At 75.4% G+C, this 20,808-nt stretch carries 6 protein-coding genes and 1 pseudogene; 1 reads left to right on the forward strand and 6 read right to left on the reverse strand.

Features of this window, described 5'->3' with window-relative positions:
• Positions 1-20: 20 nt before the first annotated feature.
• Positions 21-3,191, forward strand: coding sequence for an AfsR/SARP family transcriptional regulator (locus AB0O53_RS30145; protein ID WP_365199869.1), 3,171 nt, complete (start codon positions 21-23; stop codon positions 3,189-3,191).
• Positions 3,192-3,247: 56 nt separating this feature from the next.
• Here AB0O53_RS30145 and AB0O53_RS30150 read toward each other — a convergent pair whose 3' ends face one another.
• The 6 genes and pseudogenes from AB0O53_RS30150 to AB0O53_RS30175 form a co-directional block, all read right to left on the reverse strand.
• Positions 3,248-3,472: a hypothetical protein gene (locus AB0O53_RS30150; RefSeq protein ID WP_350991630.1), complete on the reverse strand. Its 225-nt coding sequence runs from the start codon at positions 3,470-3,472 to the stop codon at positions 3,248-3,250.
• Positions 3,473-3,696: 224 nt separating this feature from the next.
• Positions 3,697-4,509 carry a dimethylargininase gene (gene ddaH / locus AB0O53_RS30155; protein ID WP_350991628.1) on the reverse strand — a complete coding sequence of 271 codons (813 nt, stop codon included), beginning with the start codon at positions 4,507-4,509 and terminating at the stop codon, positions 3,697-3,699.
• A gap of 100 nt (positions 4,510-4,609) precedes the next feature.
• Positions 4,610-5,905 carry an MFS transporter gene (locus tag AB0O53_RS30160; RefSeq protein ID WP_350991627.1) on the reverse strand — a complete coding sequence of 432 codons (1,296 nt, stop codon included), beginning with the start codon at positions 5,903-5,905 and terminating at the stop codon, positions 4,610-4,612.
• 6 nt (positions 5,906-5,911) lie between these two features.
• A pseudogene (locus AB0O53_RS30165) lies at positions 5,912-19,432 on the reverse strand (non-ribosomal peptide synthetase); the annotation flags it as partial.
• A gap of 46 nt (positions 19,433-19,478) precedes the next feature.
• A complete protein-coding gene (locus AB0O53_RS30170) occupies positions 19,479-20,477 on the reverse strand; it encodes a TauD/TfdA family dioxygenase (protein ID WP_350992067.1) in 999 nt (332 codons plus the stop codon).
• Positions 20,478-20,485: 8 nt separating this feature from the next.
• The gene (locus tag AB0O53_RS30175) at positions 20,486-20,698 is read right to left on the reverse strand and encodes an MbtH family protein (protein ID WP_350991624.1); all 213 of its coding nucleotides are present in this window, start codon (positions 20,696-20,698) and stop codon (positions 20,486-20,488) included.
• Between the last annotated feature and the right edge of the window lie 110 nt (positions 20,699-20,808).

Below are 20,808 nucleotides of genomic sequence, written 5' to 3' on the forward strand. Positions count from 1 at the left end.
GTTTCTCATTACTCGGTCTGATGCGTGCTCACCGGGGCGCCACCGCGCTCAAGATCGGGAGCCCGCAGCAGCAGGCCATGCTGGCCGTCCTCCTGTTGCGGCCGGGGCACTCCGCGAGCGCCACCGACCTGATCACGGCGCTGTGGGGCGAGGAGCCGCCGAGCGCGGCCATGACCACGGTGCGCACGTACGCGTGGCGATGGCGCAAGGTGCTGGACGCCGTCGATAGGGACGGCGAAGGGGACGGAGCCGCAGGCGACCGGCCCGCATCGAGCGTGCTGGTGTCGATGGGGGACGGCTACCGGCTGGTCCTGCCGAAGCTCGCCGTCGACGCCGCGGAGGCGGAGTCACTGGCCGCCGAGGCGGAACGCACCGCACGGACCGATCCGCTGCGCGCCCGGGACCTGCTCAACCAGGCGCTGGAGCTGTGGCAGGGCGAACCGCTGGCCGGCGTACCGGGCCCGTTCGCGGAACGGCACCGCCAGCGGCTGGAGGAACTGCGGCTGACGCTGCTGGAGGAACGGATCGGGCTGGACCTCACGCTCGGCCGCTACTCGCGCTGCATCCCCGAGCTGACCTCCCTCACCACCGAGCACCCGCTGCACGAGCGGGCGTACGAGCTGCTGATGCGGGCGCTGTACCAGGCCGGACGGCAGGCGGACGCGCTGGCGGTGTACCGCGGGGTGCGCCAGCTGTTCCTCGCGGAACTGGGCGTCGCACCGGGGGCGGAGCTGGAGCAGCTGCACCGCAGGATCCTGGAGGGCGATCCGACGCTGGCCGCCCCGGAACAGGTCGCGCCGGCGGCACCCGCGGAAGAACCGGAGGGGCGGCGGGAGCCGGCGCGGGAGAGCGCCGGCTCCGAAGACTCCCGCAACGGGTCCGGGCCCCGGGCGGCCGGACCGGACCGGCACAAGGCCGAGGAAGGACAGGAGACGGCCCCCAGACCGGCGGCCGCGCCCCCGAGACCGGCCCAGCTCCCGCCGGACGCCGCCGACTTCACCGGGCGCACGGCGCCCGTCCGGGTGCTGGACGAGGCACTCGGCACCCCCTCGGCGCAGGCACTGGTGATCGCCACCGTCGTCGGCATGGGCGGCGTCGGCAAGACGGCGCTGGCCCTGCACGTGGCCCACCGCGTGCGGGACTCCTACCCGGACGGCCAGCTGTACGTGGACCTGCGCGGCTCCGACCCGGTGCCCGCCGACCCCGAAGCGGTGCTCAGCAGCTTCCTCGTGGCGCTCGGGGTGCCCGGCGACGCGGTGCCGGACGGGCTGGACGCCCGCTCGGCGCTCTTCCGGTCCGTCGTCGACGGGCGGCGGCTGCTGCTGGTGCTCGACAACGCCAAGGACACGGCGCAGATCCGGCCCCTGCTGCCGGGGGCGGTCGGCTGCGCGGTCCTCACCACCGGGCGCACCCGGCCGGCCGGACTGCCGGCCACCGTGCACGTCGACCTCGACGTGTTCCACCCGTCCGAGGCTCTGGACCTGCTCGGCCGGACCATCGGCGCGGACCGGCTCGCCGCCGAACGCGACGCGGCGCGGGAGCTGGTGGTGGCCTGCGGCCATCTGCCGTTGGCGGTCCGGATCGTGGCCGCCCGGCTCGCGGCCCGGCCGAGCTGGACGGTGGAGACGCTCAGTCGCCGGCTCCAGGTGGAGCGGCGGCGGATCGACGAACTGCGGATCGGCGACCTCGCGGTGGCGGCGGCCTTCGAACTGGGCTACCGCCAGCTCACCGCCGACCAGGCGCGCGCGTTCCGGCTGGTGGCCTCGGTGGACGGGCCGGACATCGGGCTGCCGGCCGCCGCCGCCCTCCTCGACCTCGACGAATACGACGCCGAGGACCTGCTGGAGGCCCTGGTGGACGTGGCGATGGTGGAGTCGCCGTTCCCCGGCCGCTACCGCTACCACGACCTGCTGCGCTCCTTCGCCCGGCGCCGTCCGGTGCAGGGGGCGGGCCCCGCCGCCGCGGGCGGCGCGGCGGCGGACGCCGGGGAGGCGGTGGCGGCCCGGGACCGGCTGCTGGACCACCTGCTGGCCACGGCCTGCACCGCGTTCCAGCACGCGGTTCCGGGCGATCCGGCGGCGGGCGCGCTGGGTCCGGCCCGGTCCCCGGGGGTGGCGCTGGCCGGATGGGAGGCGGCCCGGGAGTGGACGACGGCGGAGCGCGCCGGTGCTGTGGCGCTGGCGGCCCAGGTGGCCGCGGATGCGGCGGCCGGTCCCGTGGACGGCACGGCGGTCGGCCCGGCGGGCGCGGCGGGGGACGGTCTTCGGGCAACCGCGCTGCGGGCCGCGATCGATCTGCTGATCGCGCTGACCCCGTTCGTGCTCACCCCGCCGAGCCGGCAACTCGCCGCCACCGCCGACGCGCTGGCCGAGGCGGCGGCGCGGCACGGCGACGTGCGGGCGGCCGGACGCGCGCACTTCCTGCGCGGGAACGTCGCCCTGGCGGCGACCCGGCTGGACGCCGCCGAGGCCGCCGCGCGCCGGGCGGTGGACGCGGCGCGGACCGCCGGTGACACGGTGATCCTGCGCCAGGCGCTCAACGACCTGGGTCTGATCTGCCAGTTCCTCAGCCGCTACGACGAGGCGGTGGACCACTACGACGAGGCGCTGCTGCTGGCCAACGAGCTGGGGCACCGTTCCGGCGCCCTGGTGACGACGGTCAACGCCGCGCTGGCACGCGTCCGCAGCGGGCGCGCGGAGGAGGCCGTGGAGATCTGCCACCGGGTCCTCGCCGAGCTGCGCACCCGGCAGGACGATCCCGGGCGGGCGTACACCCTGTACGTGCTGGGCCTGGCCCTGCACGGGCTCGGGCGGCACGAGGAAGCGGTGACCTGGTTCCGGGAGTGCCTGACGGTGTCGACGGGGGCGGGTCTGCGGGACCGGGCCGCGCACGCGCGCTACCGGCTGGCGGACAGTCTGCGCTCGCTCGGCCGGGCCGACGAGGCGCTCGAGCACGCCGGGCAGGCGCTGGTGCTCTGCGAGGAGCTGGGGGCGGAACGGGACCAGGCCCAGGCGCTGTTGGTGCTGGGCCGCTCGCTGGCGGACCTGGGGCGCGGGGCCGAGGCGGGGGCGCGGTTGCGGCAGGCGTACGAGATCTTCTGCCGGCTGGGGCTCCCGGAGGCGGCCGAGGTGGCCTGCCTGCTGGGGCAGCCGGCGCCGGCCCCGGCCGAGCCCTGCGGGCTGGAGGCCTAGGGGGGTGGTGGCCTGGGGGGTGGCGGCGGGGGCGGGGGCGGGGCCGCCGGTGAGGGTCAGGAGCCGGTGCTGTTCCAGTCCTTGTCGTCGGACGGGGAGGGGGTCGGGGCCGGGGCCTGGTTGGTGCTGACGGTCCCGGTGCCCTGCCCGGCGCCCGTTCCGGTGGCGTCGTCGGCCATCGCCGCGCCGGCCGCGCCCAGGGCGATCAGCGTGCCGAGGCCGAGGCCAGCGACGGCCAGGCAGACCCGGGTGGCAACGGTGTCGTTCGCGCGGTTCGCCATGACTGCTCCTGAGAGACGTCTTCCCTGGTGGGAAGGGGGCTTCCGGTTCTTCCCGGGGTGTTCCGGGCTGATGGGAGGAGCATGGCAAGGCACGTTCAACAGCCGATCGACGCCGGAGCACCGTGCGTCGATCGGCTTCGTTGATCGGGGCGTTGACCGGACCGTTGACCGCGTCGGCCGGGGCGTCGACGGGGCCGTCGGCCGGCCGTCGGCGCGGACGCCGGTCAGGCGGCCTCGCGGACGTGCAGGGTGCAGCACTTGACGCTGCCGCCGCCCTTGAACAGCTCGGAGAGGTCCACACCGATCGGCCGGAAGCCCCGCTCGCGCAGCCTGGCCGCGACCCCGGTCGCCGCCTCCGGCAGCACCACGTTCAGGCCGTCGCTCATCAGGTTGAGCCCGAACACCGCCGCGTCCGCCTCCTCCACGAGCACCGCGTCCGGGAAGAGCCGGCGCAGCACCTCCCGGCTGCCCGCCGAGAACGCGCCCGGGTAGTACACGACCTCGTCGTCGTCGAGGACGCCGAGCGCGGTGTCGAGGTGGTAGAAGCGCGGGTCGACGAGGTCCAGGCCGACCACGGGGCGGCCGAGGAACTCCTGTGCCTCGGCGTGCCCGGCGGTGACGCTGCGGAAGCCGCGCCCGGCGAGCAGGTGGGAGCCCGTCAGCAGCAGGTCGCCCTCGCCCTCGTTGACGTGGACCGGGTCGTGCGTGGTGAATCCGTTGGCCCGGAACCACTCCAGGTAGGCGGGGCCCTCGGCGGCCCGCTCGGCGTTGCGGAACCGGGCGCCGAGCACCCGGCCGTCGACGACGGTGGCGCCGTTGGCCGCGTAGACCATGTCGGGCAGGCCGGGCAGCGGGTCGATCAGGTCGACGCGGTGGCCGAGTTCGACGTACAGGTCGTGCAGCCGCTCCCACTGGGCGACGGCGAGCCCGGTGTCGACCGGCTTGGCCGGGTCCATCCACGGGTTGATCGCGTAGCTGACCTCGAAGTGGGTCGGTCGGCACATCAGGAAGCGGCGGGGGCGGGCGGTGCGGGTCATGGCGGGCTCCGGGAGGGTACGGACGGGCGTGCGGGCAGGGTGCGGGTGGGAGTGGTGCCTGGGCGCGGGAAACCGGACGGCGGGCGGGGGCCCGGACGGCTCAGGTCCGCGCGGGACGCTCGGGGAAGCTGCGCAGGCGGCGGAGCGGGCTCGCCAGCAGGACCAGGCCTGCCGAGAGGAGCACGCTCGCCATGATCCACAAGGTGGTGCGGGCGCCGAGCAGCTCGCCCAGCCAGCCGCCGAGGAGGGCGCCCACCGGGATGGCGCTGAAGTTGACGGTGGAGGCGCTGGCCCGGATCCGGCCGATCATCGCGGGCGGGCAGTAGGCCTGGTAGAAGCTGCCGGCGATGACGTTCCCGGCGATCACCCCGCAGACCGCGACCGACCAGGCCACCGCGCTCACCGCCAGCGGCAGCCGCTCCCCCGCCATCGGCAGCAGGAGGATGAACGGAGCTCCGACCAGCTCGCAGAGCAGCAGTCCGCGGGCCGTCCCGAACCGCCGCGCGATCCGCCCGGCGAGTGCGGCGCCGGCCAGGCCGCCGATGGAGACCACCGCGAAGACGGCACCGACGCCGCCGGGGGTCACGCCCACGGTCCGGACCAGGAAGATGGTCTGCACGGCCTGGATGCCGTTGAGGCCGAGGTTGCCGACGGCGGCGAAGCTCGCCAGCGTGCGCAGGTAGGGGTCGTGCACCAGGAAGCGGACGCCCTCCTTGATCTCGCGGAGGATGCCGCGCCGTTCGGAGACCGGCGGGGGCTTCTCCTCGGCCTTGATGGACCCCACGCACAGGGCCGCCACCAGGTAGGTGAGCGCGTCGGCGAGCAGGCCGGTGACGGCGCCGAACGCCTGGGAGATCAGGCCGGCGAGGCCGGGTCCGGCGATCTCCGCGGCCGCGTCGCCGGAGCGCAGCTTGACGTTGGCCTCCAGCAGGTCGGGCTTGGCGACGAGTACGGGCAGGACGGCGCTGTTCGCGGTGGACAGGAACACCTTGACCGCGCCGGCCAGCAGGGCGACCAGCACCAGCTGGGCCATCGTCAGCAGGCCCAGCCAGCCCGCCACCGGCACGCTGCCGAACAGCACCAGCAGCAGCAGGTCGCAGACCAGCATCACCTTCAGCCGGGGCCAGCGGTCGACCCAGGCCCCGGCGAGCAGGCCGAGGAAGAGCCAGGGCACCCAGGCGGAGGCGGTGAGCAGGCCGACCATGAAGGGCGAGGCCTCCAGGGTGACGACGGCCACCAGGGCGAGCGCGACGTTGCCGACGGCGGTGCCGAGGCCGCTGGTGGTCTCACCGATCCAGAGCTTGCGGAAGTTGCCCTGCGCCCAGAGGCCCCAGCGGCTCTTCCGCGGCGCGTCCCCCTCGGGGGGCGACGGCGGTTTCACGGAGGCGGTGGTCATGGCGGGTCACTCTCCAAGCTTCTCGGCGAGCACGGCGGCGATCCGTGCGACGGGCTCCGGCTGCGTCATGGCGCCGTGCGTGCAGGTGATGCGGTGCTGCTCGATGCGGCCGTCGACGTAGGGCCGCCAGGCGTCCCCGTAGGGCCAGTCGGCGGGCTTGTCGAGGGTGGCGCCGAAGAAGACGGCGTCGCCCCGGTAGCGGGCGGGCGCGTGCTCGGACATCAGCTTGGCGTTCTGCTCGAAGACGTCGGGCAGGACGGCCGCGGCCTCGCCGAGCAGTTCCGTGAGGTGCGCCTGCCCTCGGTCGTCGGCGGGGTCGTGGCCGAGGGAGGCGAGCAGGGCTGCGAGGGTGTCGACGGGTCCGTCGGCGGCCGGTTCCTCGCCGGCGGCGTGGCGGGCGGGGTCGGCGGGCAGGCCGTCGAGGAGGGCGAGCAGGGCGACCTCCTGGCCGGCCGTCTGGAGGGCGACGGCCATGGCCTGGGCGACGACCGCGCCGAAGGACCAGCCGAGCAGGTGGTACGGGCCGTCCGGCTGGACGGCGCGGATCTGCCGTACGTAGTCCTCGGCGATCTCGGTGACCGAGGACGGGGAGCCGCCGCGCAGGGCGCGTGCCTGGAGTCCGTGGACCGGCCGGTCCGGGTGGAGGTGGCGCAGCAGACCGGAGTAGACCCAGCTGATGCCCGCGGCGGGGTGGACGCAGAACAGCGGGGCCCTGGTGCCGGCCGCGCGCAGCGGGAGCAGTACGTCAAGGGCGCTGTCGGCGCTGTCGGCGCTGTGGGCGCCGGGGGCGTCTGCGGTGCCGGTGCCCGCCGGGCCGGCCGGTTCCGGGTGCCGGGCCAGGTGCCGTCCGAGGGCGGCCGCGGTGGGGGCCTCGAAGAGGGCCCGCATGCCGAGGTCGGCGCCGAACACGGTGCGGATCCGGCCGAGCAGCTTCATCGCGAGGAGGGAGTGGCCGCCGAGGTCGAAGAAGCCGTCGTCGATGGAGACCGGTCCGGGCAGGCCCAGCACCTCGGCGAACAGGCCGCAGAGCTGTTCCTCGTGCGGTGTCCTGGGTGCCCGCCCGGCGGCCGGGGCGTGGAAGTCGGGGGCGGGCAGGGCGCGCCGGTCGACCTTGCCGCTGCCGGTCAGCGGGAGCGCGTCGAGTGCGACGAAGGCGGCCGGGAGCATGTGGGCGGGCAGCGACTCGGCGGCGAAGGCGCGCAGTTCGGCCGGGTCGAGCCCGCCGTCCGGCACGACGTGGGCGACGAGCCGCGGGCCGGCGGTGCCGTCGTCGTGGACGGTGACGGTGGCGGCGAGGATCCGGGGGTGGCGGGTGAGCGCGTGCTCGATCTCGCCGGGTTCGATCCGGAAGCCGCGGATCTTGACCTGCTGGTCGGTGCGGCCGAGGTATTCGAGGTCGCCGTCGCGGGTGCGGCGGACGAGGTCGCCGGTGCGGTACATCCGCTCGCCCGGCGCGAACGGGTCGGCGACGAAGCGCTCGGCGGTGAGCGCCGGGCGGCCGAGGTAGCCGCGGGCGAGGCCGGCTCCGGCCAGGTACAGCTCGCCGGGGACTCCGGCGGGGACGGGACCCAGGTGCTCGTCGAGGACGTGGGCGCGGGTGCCGAGGACGCTGCGGCCCAGGGTCGGGCGGCCGGTGGCCGCGAACGGCTGGGTGAGCGCGTCGACGGTGGACTCGGTGGGGCCGTAGAGGTTGTGGGCGGTGGTGGCGGGGGCCGCGCGCAGGCGGTCCCAGAGGGACTGGCCGACGGCCTCGCCGCCGAGCAGCACCACGCGGGGGGCGGGGGCGTCCAGCAGGCCTTCGTCGAGGAGCTGTTCGGCGTAGGAGGGGGTGACTTCGACGACGTCGACGCACTCGGCCGCGATGTACCGGACGAGGGCGGCGGCGTCGCGGCGGACCTCGTCGCCGATCAGGTGGAGTTCGTGGCCGGCGATCAGCCAGAGCAGGCCGTCCCAGGAGGCGTCGAAGCAGAGGGAGGCGGTGAGCGCGACGCGGCTGCGGCCGTGCTCGCGTTCGGTCGCGCCGATCGGGCCGGCCGGGGAGCGGTGCGAGGCGAGGAGCGCGGCGATCGCCCCGTGGCTCACCACGACGCCCTTGGGGCGGCCGGTGGAGCCGGAGGTGTGGATGACGTAGGCGGCGTCGGCGGCGCGGGCGCGCAGCGGCGGGTTCGGTGCGGCGGGGTGGCCGCCGGCGTCGGCCGGGGTGGCCGCCAGGACGGGCAGACCGGCGAGGAGTTCGGGCAGGGGCCAGCCGTCGCCGGTGACGGCCAGTGCGGGCGCGGCGTCGGCGAGCACGGCCGCGGTCCGGTCGGCCGGGTATCCGGCGTCCAGCGGGAGCGAGGCCGCGCCGGCCTTGAGCACGGCGAGCAGGGCGATCACGCTCTCCGCGGAGCGCGGCAGGGCGAGGGCGACGACCGTCTCGGGGCCGGCGCCCGCGGCGGTCAGCCGGTGGGCGAGGTGGTTGGCGCGGGCGTTGAGCTCGGCCCAGCTGAGCCGGGTGTCCCCGGCGACCAGTGCGGTGGCGTCGGGGGTGTGCGTCGCCCGGTCCTCGAAGGCGGTGGGCAGCAGCGGCACGGCCGCCGGCAGCTCGGATCCGCCGTCCAGGAGTTCCGCGCGTTCTTCGGCGCCGAGCAGGTCGGCGCGGCCGATGGGGCGGTCGGGGCGGGCCGCGACCGCGGTGAGCAGCCGGCCGAAGCGTACGGCGATGGACTCTACGGTCTCCCGGTCGAACAGGTCGGTGGCGAAGTCGATCGCGCACTCCAGCCCGGCGGGCGCGCCGTCGGCGTCGAAGGACTCGCCCATGGCGATGGAGAGGTCGAACTTGGCCGCGTACCCGCCGACCGGTTCGACGGCGGCCGGCAGGCCGGCCAGGTCGAGCGGGGCCTGCGCGGTACCGCCGGACCGGCCCGCGCCCTGGAGCAGCAGCATGACCTGGAAGAGCGGGTGGCGGGCGAGGGAGCGGGCCGGGTTGACCTCCTCGACGATCCGCTCGAAGGGCACGTCCTGGTGGGCGTGGGCGTCGAGCTGGGTCTCCCGTACGCGGCCGAGGAGTTCGGTGAAGGTGGGGTCCCCGGAGGTGTCGGTGCGCAGGACGAGGGTGTTGACGAAGAAGCCGACGAGATCGTCCAGGGCCTCGTCCGAGCGGCCGGCGACCACCGAGCCGATCGGCACGTCGGTGCCGGCCCCGAGCCGGGTCAGCAGCGCCGCCAGCGCCGCCTGCAGGGTCATGAACATGGTGACGCGGTGCTCACGGGCCAGCCCGGTCAGCGCCCGGTGCAGGGCGGCGTCGAGCGGGAGGACGACGCGGTCGCCGTGGTGGCCGCTGTCCGCGCGGCGGGGGCGGTCCACGGGGAGCGCGAGTTCCTCGGGGAGTCCGGCCAGGGCCTCGCGCCAGTGGGCGAGTTGGCGGGACACCAGGCTGTCGGGGTCGGCCTCGTCGCCGAGCAGCTCGCGCTGCCAGAGGGCGTAGTCGGCGTACTGGACCGGCAGCGGCCGCCAGTCGGGCGCCGAGCCGTCGGACCGGGCGGCGTAGGCGGCGGCGAGGTCGCGCAGCAGCGGGTCCATGGACCAGCCGTCGCCGGCGATGTGGTGCAGGACGAGGACGAAGAGGTGCTCTTCGGCGCCGGCGGCGGCGCCGGCGGGGAGCGGGAAGAGGTGGGCGCGGACGGGGAGTTCGGTGGCGAGGTCGAAGGGGACAGCGGAGCACTCGGCCAGGGTGGCCGCCGGGTCGGCGGGCGGGGCGGTGCGGCGGTCGAAGGGGATCCGTGCCTCGGCGGGCGGGACGATCCGCTGCCGGGGCTCGCCGTCCCGGTCGGTGATCAGCGTGCGCAGGATCTCGTGCCGGGCGACGAGGTCGCCGAGGGCGAGTTCCAGGGCGTCCGCGTCGAGCGGGCCGGTCAGGCGCAGGGCGAGGGGGAGGTTGTAGAGGGCGCTGGGGCCCTCCATCCGGTCGATCAGCCAGAGCCGCTGCTGGGCGAAGGAGAGCGGCAGGTCCTCCGGACGCTCGCCGGCCGTCAGGGCCGGTCGCGCGCCGTCGCCGTCGAGGCGCTGGGCCAGGCCGGCGACGGTGGGCGCCTCGAAGACGTCCCGGACGCCGATCTCGGCCGCGAAGACCGTGCGGACCCGGCTGACCAGCTGCATGGCGAGCAGGGAGTGTCCGCCGAGGGCGAAGAAGTCGTCGTCGATCGAGACCGGTCCGGTCGCGCCGAGGATTTCGCCGAACAGGCCGCACAGGAGTTCCTCGCGGGCCGTACGGGCGGCCCGGCCGCCCGCGAAGAGCTGGAGGTCGGGGGCGGGGAGGGCGCGCCGGTCGACCTTGCCGCTGCCGGTCAGGGGCAGTGCGTCGAGGGTGACGACGGCCGCCGGGACCATGTGGGCCGGCAGCGTCTGCGCGGCGAACCGCTTTATTTCGAGGGAGAGTTCGGGACTGGGTTCGGTGACCGCGCAGTGCGCGACCAGTCGTCGGTCGCCGTCGGCTCCCTCGTACGGGGTGACGACCGCCTGTCGGACGGCCGGGTGCCGGGTCAGCTCCTGCTCGATCTCGCCGGGCTCGACGCGGAAGCCGCGGATCTTGACCTGGTGGTCGGTGCGGCCCAGGTAGTCGATCCGGCCGTCGCGGGTGCGGCGGACCAGGTCGCCGGTGCGGTACATCCGCTCCCCCGCGGCGAACGGGTCGGCGACGAACCGCTCGGCGGTCAGCGCGGACCGGCCCAGGTAGCCGCGGGCCAGGCTGTCCCCGGACAGGTACAGCTCGCCGGGGACTCCGGCGGGTACGGGATGGAGGTACGCGTCGAGGACGTGGGCGCGGGTGCCGAGGACGGTGTGTCCCATGGTGGGGCGCTCCGTGTCGGCGAAGGACTGGAGCAGGGTGTCGACGGTGCACTCGGTGGGCCCGTACAGGTTGTGGCCGGTGGTGGCGGGCGCCTCGCGCAGGCGGGTCCACAGGGCCTGCCCGACCGGTTCGCCGCCGAGCAGCACCACGCGCGGCGCGGGTGCGTCCAGCAGTCCCTCGGCGACGAGCTGTTCGGCATAGGTGGGGGTGAACTGCACGGCGTCGATGCCCTGTTCACGGATGTGGCGGACCAGTGCGGCGGGGTCGCGGCGCAGGTCCTCGCCGATCAGGTGCAGTTCGTGGCCGGCCACCATCCACAGGAGGCCGTTCCACGAGGCGTCGAAGCAGAGCGAGGCGGTCAGCGCGGCGCGCAGCCGGCCGTGGGCCCGCTCGGGCCCGGCGAAGGTCTCCGCCCGGTGGGCGGCCAGCAGTCCGGCGATCGAGGCGTGGCTCACCACCACGCCCTTGGGGCGGCCGGTGGAGCCGGAGGTGTAGATCACGTAGGCGGCCATGGAGCCGGTGACGCGGACGGCCGGGGCGTCGGCGGGCAGCCGGTCCCAGTGCTGTTCGGCGGCATCCAGGACGGTGGCGCCGGTGAGGCCGTCGAGCACCTCGGGCAGCGGCCATGCGGCGTCGGTGAGGACGGCCGCGGGGCGGGCGTCGGCCAGCATGTGGGCGGTGCGCTCCAGCGGGTACCCGGCGTCCAGCGGGAGGAAGGCCGCACCCGCCTTGAGTACGGCGAGCTGGGAGACCACCGTCCGCGCCGAGCGGGGCAGGGCGAGTGCGACCACGTCCTCGGGGCCGATGCCGGCGGCGGCCAGGCCGTGGGCGAGGCGGTTCGCGCGGGCGTCCAGCTCGGCGTACGTCAGCCGGGTCCCCTCGAAGACGAGGGCGGTGTCGTCGGGTGTCGCGGCGACCCGGTCGGCGAAGGCGGCCGGTACGAGGGGCCGTTCGGCGGGCAGTGGCCGGTGTCCGGCGAGGAGTTCGGCGCGTTCGCCCTCGGCCAGCAGGTCGGCGCGGCCGATCCGCGTGTCGGGCCGGGCCGTCATCTCGGTCAGCAGCCGGCCGAAGCGGGCCGCCATGGACTCGGCGGTCTCCCGGTCGAAGAGGTCGGTGGCGAAGTCGATCGCGCAGTCCAGTCCGGCGGGCTCGCCGTCCGGTCCGAAGAACTCCTCCAGCGTGATGTTGAGGTCGAATTTGGCGACGCCGGTGTCCGCGGGCAGCGCCTCGACGCGCAGCCCGGCCAGGTCGGGCTCGCCGCCGGTGTTGGACTGCAGGACCATCGCCACCTGGAAGAGCGGGTGGCGGGCGAGGGAGCGGGCCGGGTTGAGCTCCTCGACGATCCGCTCGAAGGGCACGTCCTGGTGGGCGTAGGCGGCCAGGTCTGCTTCCCGGACGCGGCCGAGGAGTTCGGCGAAGGTGGGGTCCCCGGAGGTGTCGGTGCGCAGGACGAGGGTGTTGACGAAGAAGCCGACCAGGTCGTCCAGGGCCTCGTCCGAGCGGCCGGCGACCACCGAGCCGATCGGCACGTCGGTGCCGGCCCCGAGCCGGGTCAGCAGCGCCGCCAGCGCCGCCTGGAAGGTCATGAACATGGTGACGCGGTGCTCACGGGCCAGCCCGGTCAGCGCCCGGTGCAGGGCGGCGTCGACGGGCAGGGCGACCCGGTCGCCCCGGTGGTCGGCGCGGGCGCCGCGCGGCCGGTCGACGGGGAGGGTGAGCTCCTCGGGGAGGTCGGCGAGGGTGTCGCGCCAGTGGGCGACCTGGCGGGAGACCAGGCTGTCGGGGTCGCTCTCCTCGCCGAGCAGCTCGCGCTGCCAGAGCGCGTAGTCGGCGTACTGGACGGGCAGCGGCCGCCAGTCGGGCGCCGAGCCGTCGCGGCGGGCGGCGTAGGCGTCCGTGAGGTCGCGCAGCAGCGGGCCCATCGACCAGCCGTCGCCGACGATGTGGTGGAGGGCGACGACCAGCACGTGCTCCTGCGGGCCGACCCGCAGGAGGGTGACGCGTACGGGCGGTTCCGCGGCCAGGTCGAAGGGGCGGCGGGCGGCCCGGTCCACCTCGGACGCCACCGACTCCGCGGCGCAGTCGAGCAGTTCGACCGGGAGGGCCGCGCCGGCCGGGGGCAGGACGATCTGGTGGGGCGCGCCGTCGTGCTCGGCGATCAGGGTGCGCAGGATCTCGTGCCGGGCGACGAGGTCGCCGAGGGCGAGTCCCAGCGCGGCCGTGTCCAGCGGGCCGGTCAGGCGCAGGGCGAGCGGCATGTTGTACAGCGCGCTCGGGCCCTCCATCCGGTCGATCAGCCACAGCCGCTGCTGGGCGGAGGAGAGCGGCAGGCGTGCGGGGCGCTCGCCCGCGGTCAGCGCGGGGCGGGTGGTGGCGCCGTCGAGGCGCTGGGCGAGGCCGGCCACGGTGGGCGCCTCGAAGACGTCCCGGATGCCGAGTTCGGCGCCGAGGGCGGCGCGGACGCGGCTGAGGAGCCGGGTGGCGAGCAGGGAGTGCCCGCCGAGGGCGAAGAAGTCGTCGTCGGCCGAGACCGGTCCGGTGAGGCCGAGGACCTCGCCGAACAGGCCGCAGAGGATCTCCTCGTGGGCCGTGCGGGCGGCCCGGCCGCCGGCGGGGGCCGCGAAGTCGGGGGCGGGCAGGGCGGACCGGTCGAGCTTGCCGTTGACGTTGAGCGGCAGCTCGTCGAGCGCCGTGAAGGCCGCCGGGACCATGTAGTCGGGCAGGGCGGCGGCCGTGTGGGCGCGCAGCGCGGCCGCGTCGAGCGGGGTGCGCGTGACGACGTAGGCGACCAGCCGGGTGCCCGCCGCGGCGTCGGTGCCGTCCCGGTGGGGCAGGACCGCGGCCTGGAGGACGTCGGGGTGGGCGGCCAGCACGGTCTCGATCTCGCCGGGCTCGATGCGGAACCCGCGGACCTTGACCTGGTGGTCGGTGCGGCCCAGGTATTCGACGAGGCCGTCGGGGCGGCGGCGGGCGAGATCGCCGGTGCGGTACATCCGCTCCCCCGCGGCGAACGGGTCGGCGACGAACCGCTCGGCGGTCAGCGCGGACCGGCCCAGGTAGCCGCGGGCCAGGCCGGCGCCGCTGAGGTACAGCTCGCCGGGGACGCCCGGCGGTACGGGCCGCAGGCCCGCGTCCAGGACGTGGGCGCGCAGGCCCGGCAGCGGGCGGCCGATGAGCGGGCGCGGGTCGCCGGCCAGGCGGTGGTACAGCGCGTCGACGGTGCACTCGGTGGGGCCGTACATGTTGAGGACGACGGTGTCGGCGGCGGCGGTGAGGGTGGTGGAGAGGCTCTGGCCGAGGGCCTCGCCGCCGACCATGAGCAGGGCCGGCGGGCAGCGGTCGAGGAGGCCCTCCTCGACCAGCCGCTCGGCCTGGCCGGGGGTGACGTCGAGGACGTCGGCTCCGGTGCGTTCGACGTGGCGGACGATCGCGGCGGCGTCGCGGCGCAGGTCGTCGTCGAGCAGGTGGAGTTCGTGGCCGGCGACCATCCACAGGAGTGCCTCGAGGGCGGTGTCGAAGGAGAGCGAGGCGGCCTGGGCGAAGCGGAACCTGCGCCCCGGGTGGGCCTGCCGGGCGGCGGCGATGGTCTCCTCGCGGTGGAAGGCGAGCAGGTTGGCGAGGCCTCCGTGGCGGACCACGACGCCCTTGGGGCGGCCGGTGGAGCCCGAGGTGTAGATCACGTACGCGGCGTGGGAGCCGGTGACGCGGACGGCCGGGGCGTCGGCGGGCAGCCGGGTCCGCTCCTGCTCGGCGGTGTCCAGGACGGTGGCGCCCGCGAGGCCGTCCAGGACCTCGGGCAGCGGCCATGCGGCGTTGGTGAGGACGGCCGCGGGGCGGGCGTCGGCCAGCATGTGGGCGATCCGCTCGCGGGGGTGGTCGGCGTCGAGCGGGAGGAAGGCCGCACCGGCCTTGAGGACGGCGAGTACGGCGACCAGGGACTCGGCGGAGCGGGGCAGGGCGAGCGCGACCACGTCCTCCGGGCCGGCGCCGGCGGCGGCCAGGCCGTGCGCGAGGCGGTTCGCGCGGGCGTCGAGTTCGGCGTAGGTCAGCCTGGTGTCGCCGAAGACGAGGGCGGTGTCGTCGGGGGTCGCGGCGACCCGGTCGGCGAAGGCGTCCGGTACGAGGACGTCCGCGGCTTCCGGCGGGGCGGTGTCGTTCCATCCGGCGAGCGCGGTCCGGCCGGCCTCGCCCAGGACGTCCAGCTCGGCGACCGGGCGGTGCGGGTCCCCGGCGGCCTGGGCGAGCAGGCGCAGCAGGGCGTCGGCGAGGCGTTCGGCGGTGGCCCGGTCGAACAGGTCGGTGGCGAACTCCAGGCCGCCCTCGATGCCGGCGGGGGCGCCGTCGGCGTGGTGGCGCTCGGAGAGGTTGAGGGTGAGGTCGAAGGCCGTGGTGGGCAGGCCGAGCGGCTCGTAGGCGGTGCGGGTGCCGGGGAACTCGGGGCCGCCGCCGGCGGTGTTGTCGAAGGCGATCATCACCTGGAACAGCGGGTGCCGGGCGAGGGTGCGGGCCGGGTTGAGCTCCTCCACGAGCCGCTCGAAGGGCACGTCCTGGTGGGCGTAGGCGGCCAGGTCGGCCTCCCGGACCCGGGCGAGGAGCTCGGCGAAGGTGGGCCGGCCGGTGAGGTCGGTGCGCAGCACCAGGGTGTTGGCGAAGAAGCCGATCAGGTCGTCGAGGGCCGGGTCGAGGCGCCCGGCCAGCGGGGTGCCGATCGGCAGGTCCTCGCCGGCGCCGAAGCGGTGCAGCAGGGTGGCGTAGGCGGCCTGGAGGACCATGAAGAGGGTGGCCCCGTGGGCGGTGGCGAGGTCGGCGAGAGCCGCGTGCAGGTCCGCGTCGAGTTCCAGCGGGACGACGTCGCCGCGGTGGCTCGGCACCGCCGGGCGGGGGCGGTCCAGCGGGAGCGGCAGCTCGTCCGGCAGGCCGGCCAGCGCCTGCCTCCAGTGGTCCAGCTGCCGGGAGAGTGCCGACTGGGGGTCGGTGTCGGCGCCGAGCAGCCGGTACTGCCACAGGGTGTAGTCGGCGTACTGGACCGGCAGCGGCTCCCACACCGGGCTCTGCCCGCCGAGCCGGGCCGTGTAGGCGTCGGCGAGGTCGCGGAAGAGGGGCCGCAGGGACCATCCGTCGCTGGCGATGTGGTGCATCACGAGGAGCAGCACGTGCTCGTCGGGGGCCTCGGGGCGCAGGTGGGCGTGGAGCGGTACGTCTCCTGCGAGGTCGAAGGTGTGGCCGGTCAGCTCCTGTACGGGCCGGTCGGTGACGGTGAGCAGTGGCGCCGGGGGTGTGTCCAGGACCCGCTGGTACGGGACGCCGTCGTGCGCGCCGAAGACCGTGCGCAGGCTCTCGTGGCGGGCGACGACGTCGTGGAGGGCGGCGTCGAGGGCGTCCACGTCGAGCGGTCCGGTCAGGCGCAGGGCCAGGGTGACGTTGTAGGTGGCGGCGGGGCCCTCGGCCTGGCCCATGAACCACAGCCGGCGCTGCGCGAAGGAGACGGGCAGGTGCTCGGGGCGGGCTTCGGGGCGCAGCGCGGGCCGGGCCGGGCCGGTGGCGAGCCGGTCGGCGAGGGCGGCGACGGTGGGGGCCTGGAAGAGGTCGCCGATGGCGAGTTCGGCGCCCAGTTCGGTGCGGGCCCGGCCGACCAGGCGGGTCGCCAGCAGGGAGTGGCCGCCCAGTTCGAAGAAGTCGTCGTCGATGGTGATGTCGTCGATGCCGAGGATCTCGCCGAAGAGGTCGCACAGGGCGCTCTCGCGCTCGTCGCGGGGGGCGCGGCCGGCGGTGTCGGCGCCGAGTTCGGGCGCGGGCAGGGCGCGCCGGTCGACCTTGCCGTTGGCGTTCAGGGGCAGGGCGGGCAGGACGACGACGGCCGAGGGGACCATGTAGCCGGGGAGGGTGGCGGCGGCGAACTGCTTTATTTCGGCGGCCAGTTCGGGCTGTTCGTCGAGGGCGTGGCCGGGCACCGCGCAGTAGCCGACGAGCCGGAGGTCACCGGGTCGGTCCTCCCGGGGGATCACGATGACCTGCCGGACGGCGGGGTGGCCGGACAGCACGGCCTCGATCTCGCCCGGTTCGATGCGGAAGCCGCGCAGCTTGACCTGGCCGTCGATCCTGCCGAGGAACTCGATCGCGCCGTCGGTGCGGCGGCGGACCAGGTCGCCGGTGCGGTACATCCGCTCGCCCGGCGCGTACGGGTCGGCGACGAAGCGCTCGGCGGTCAGCGCGGGCCGGCGCCAGTAGCCGCGGGCCAGGCCGGCCCCGGCGACGTACAGCTCGCCGGGGACGCCGGGCGGGACGGGGCGGAGCCGGGCGTCGAGGACGTGGGCGCGCATGTTGTCGAGCGGGCCGCCGATCGGCGGCCGGGGGCCGGCCAGGTCGGCGGGGGCGAGGCGGTGGTGGGTGGCGAAGGTGGTGGCTTCGGTCGGGCCGTAGACGTGGGCCAGCAGCAGGTCGGGGCAGTGGTCGAGGACGCGCTGCATGAGGGTGCCGGAGGCGGCCTCGCCGCCGGTGCAGACGGTCCGCAGGGCGCGGAAGGTCTCGGGGGCCTGCTCGGCGACGAGGTCGAAGAGGGCCTTGGTGAGGAAGACGGCGGTGACCTGGTGCCGGGTGGCGACGGCGTGCAGGGCGGCGGCGTCGAGACTGCCGGGCGGGGCGACGACGACGGTGCCGCCGGACAGCAGCGGGGTCCACAGCTCGTAGGTGGCGGCGTCGAAGGCGTGCGGGGAGTGCAGCAGGATCCGCTCGTGCCGGCCGTCCTGCCAGCGGCGGTCGGCGGCGAGGTCGACGACGTCGCGGTGGCGGACGGCGACGCCCTTGGGGGTGCCGGTGGAGCCCGAGGTGAACATCACGTAGGCGAGCCGGTCGGGGTGGACGGGAATGCCGGGGGCGTGCGCCGGGGCGGTGTCGCCGTCGCCGGGGCGGACGACGAAGGCTTCGTGCGGGAAGCCGGGGTCGGCGCGGTCGGTGAGCAGGACGGGGGCGGCGGTGTCGGCGAGGAGCGCGGCCATCCGCTCCGGGGGCAGGCTCGCGTGCATGGGGACGTAGCAGCCGCCGGCCTTGAGTACGGCCAGGGTGGCGACGACCAGGTCGACCGAGCGTTCCATCAGCAGGGCGACCGGGGACTCCGGGCCGACACCGCAGGCGGTCAGGTGGTGGGCGAGCCGGTTGGCGCGGGTGTCGAGCTCGGCGTAGGAGACGGTGCCGCCGTCGTGGGCGAGCGCGACCGCGTCGGGGGTGCGGGCGGCCTGGGCCTCGAACAGTTCGGGCAGCGAGCCGGCCGGGACGGGAGCGGCGGTGGCGTTCCACTCGTCGCGCAGCCGGGCGTGCTCCTCGGGGGTGAGGAGGTCGAGGGTGCCGATCGGCGCCTCGGGGTCGGCGGCCGCAGCGGCCAGCAGCAGGCCCAGGCGCTCGAACAGGGTGGTGACGGTGGCGCGGTCGTAGAGGTCGGCGGCGTACTCCACCGAGCCGGTGAGACCGGCGGGGGCGCCGCCCGCGGTGTGCCGCTCGGTGATGCCGATGTTGAGGTCGAACTTGGCGACGCGCAGGCCGAGTTCCTCGGGCTGCGTCTGCAGGCCGGGGAGGCCTTCGAGCTCGCCCTCCTCGTGGTTCTGGAGGACGAGGAGGGTCTGGAAGAGCGGGTGGCGGCCGAGGGAGCGGGCCGGGTTGACCTCCTCGACGAGCCGCTCGAACGGCACGTCCTGATGCGCGAACGCGTCCAGCTGGGATTCCCGGGCGCGGCCGAGGAGTTCGGCGAAGGACGGGTCGCCGGAGGTGTCGGTGCGCAGGACGAGGGTGTTGACGAAGAAGCCGACGAGGTCGTTCAGGGCCTCGTCGGAGCGGCCGGCGACCCCGGTGCCGAGCGGGATGTCGGTGCCGGCGCCGAGCCGGGTGAACAGCGCGGCGAGTCCGGCCTGGAGGACGGAGAACAGGGTGGCGCGGTGCCGGAGGGCCAGGCCGGCCAGGGCGGCGTGCAGGTCGGGGCCGTAGCCGAAGGGGACGGCGTCGGCGGCGCCGGTCGGGACGGGCGGCCGGGGGCGGTCCGTCGGCAGCTCCAGCTCCTCGGGCAGGCCGGCCAGGACCCCTCTCCAGTGGTCGAGCTGGCGGCTCAGGACGCTGCCGGGGTCGCTCTCGTCGCCGAGCAGTTCGCGCTGCCAGAGCGTGTAGTCGGCGTACTGGACGGGCAGCGGCTCCCAGTCGGGTGCGGCGCCGCCCAGGCGGGAGGCGTAGGCGGTGGCGAGGTCGCGCAGCAGCGGGCCGAGCGACCAGCCGTCGCCCGCGATGTGGTGGAGCACGACGAGCAGGACGTGCTCGGTGGACGGCTCGGTGGACGGCCCGCCGGTGGCGGGCCGGGTGTCGGGTGTGAGCGAGAAGACCGTGACCCGGACGGGCAGTTCGGTGCTCAGGTCGAAGGTGCGCGCGGCGGCCCGGTCCCGCAGGGCGGGGTACTCCGCCGGTGCGCAGTCCACCGTCTCGAAGGCGACCGTCGCCTCCGCGGACGGCAGGACGTGCTGCACGGGGACTCCCCCGGCCACCGGGAACACCGTGCGCAGGGCCTCGTGGCGGGCGACCACGTCCGCCGTCGCGGCGCGCAGCGCGTCGGTGTCGAGCGTGCCGCGCAGGCGGACCGCGAAGGGCAGGTTGTAGAGCGCGGTCGGCCCTTCGATCTGGTCGATCAGCCAGAGACGCTGTTGTGCGTACGAAACCGGGATCACGGTGCTTCCTCTGCTCACGTCACGGCGCGGATGGTGTTCGGGTGCCTCAGGCGGGGACTGCGGTCGTCGGGCGCACCGTGGGACGGCAGTCGAAGAGGTCCACGGGGCGGCCCATCGCGACGGCGATCTTCCGGTCGCCGCCGAAGGGGTCCCGGCCGTGCGTGCAGAGCACGTTGTCGACCAGCATCACGTCGCCGACCTGCCAGGTCTCGCGGACGGTGGCGGCGTCGTAGGCCGCGTTGAGGGCGTCCACGTCCTCCCGGGAGAGGGGTTCGCCGTCGCCGAATCCGGTGTTGAACGGCAGGCCTCCGGGTCCGAACTCCTCGACCATGGCCTCCCTGATGTCCGGGTCGAGGGACCACTCGTTCCAGAAGGCCAGGTGGTTGAACCAGACCTCCTCGCCGGTGTGCGGGTGGTGGATCGTGGCCGAACGCAGCTGGCTGGTGCGCAGGTTGCCGTCCGGCTGCCACTCCCAGGCGATGCCGTTCTCCCGGCAGTACCGCTCGACGTCGGCGCGGTCCTCGGTGGCGAAGGCGGTGCGCCAGCCGAGGGAGATGTAGTCCGAGTAGTTCCGGGTGAGCGTCCAGCCGGAGGCCCGGCCGCGCTCGACCAGGTGGTCGGGGAGGGCTGCGAGGACCTTGCGGACGTCGGCGGTCGGCGTGGCACCGCCGGTCGCGGGGGCGGTCAGGCAGGCGAAGAGCAGCCGGCCGGGGAAGGTCAGGGTGTAGCTGTTCTCGTTGTGCATCCGGATGGACTGGGCGGGCGGCAGGTCCGTGGAGGAGAAGACGCCGTCGCCGAAGTCGCTGCGGGGGGTGGCCTTCTCCCGGTACGGGGTGGGCTCGGGGATCAGCACGTCGCGGACGGCGGCGACGTCGGCGGCCTGCGCCACGGGCAGTCCGCGCAGGAAGATCGTGCCGTGCTCGTGCAGGGCGGCGGTCAGCGCGGTCTCGTTCTCGCGCAGCCACTCACAGGCCTCGGCGAGACCGGAGGTGGCCGGCACGTGCGCGAGGGCGGGGCGGCCGGGGTTCAGCTCCCAGTTCGGCATGGCGGCGCTCACCGCTGGTCGATGGAGGCGAGCAGGCTCGCGGGGCGGATGTCGGTCCAGTTGGTCTCGATCCAGTCCAGGCACTCCTGGCGGGGGGCCTCGCCGTGGACGGTGGTCCAGCCGGCCGGCACGTCGATCCAGACCGGCCAGAGCGAGTGCTGGTTCTCGTCGTTGACCAGGACCAGGTAGCCGGAGTTGTCGTCCTCGAACGGGTTGCTCATGGTGGTCTCCGTAGCGTGAGAGATGCTCTGGGGTGCGATTCGAAGGTAGGGGCGGCGCGCGGGCCGGAGCGGCACAAGCTCCGGCAGGTGAGGGGCAGTTGCGGCACTGC

It is taken from the genome of Streptomyces erythrochromogenes (genome assembly GCF_040684695.1).
Classification (GTDB): domain Bacteria; phylum Actinomycetota; class Actinomycetes; order Streptomycetales; family Streptomycetaceae; genus Streptomyces; species Streptomyces erythrochromogenes_C.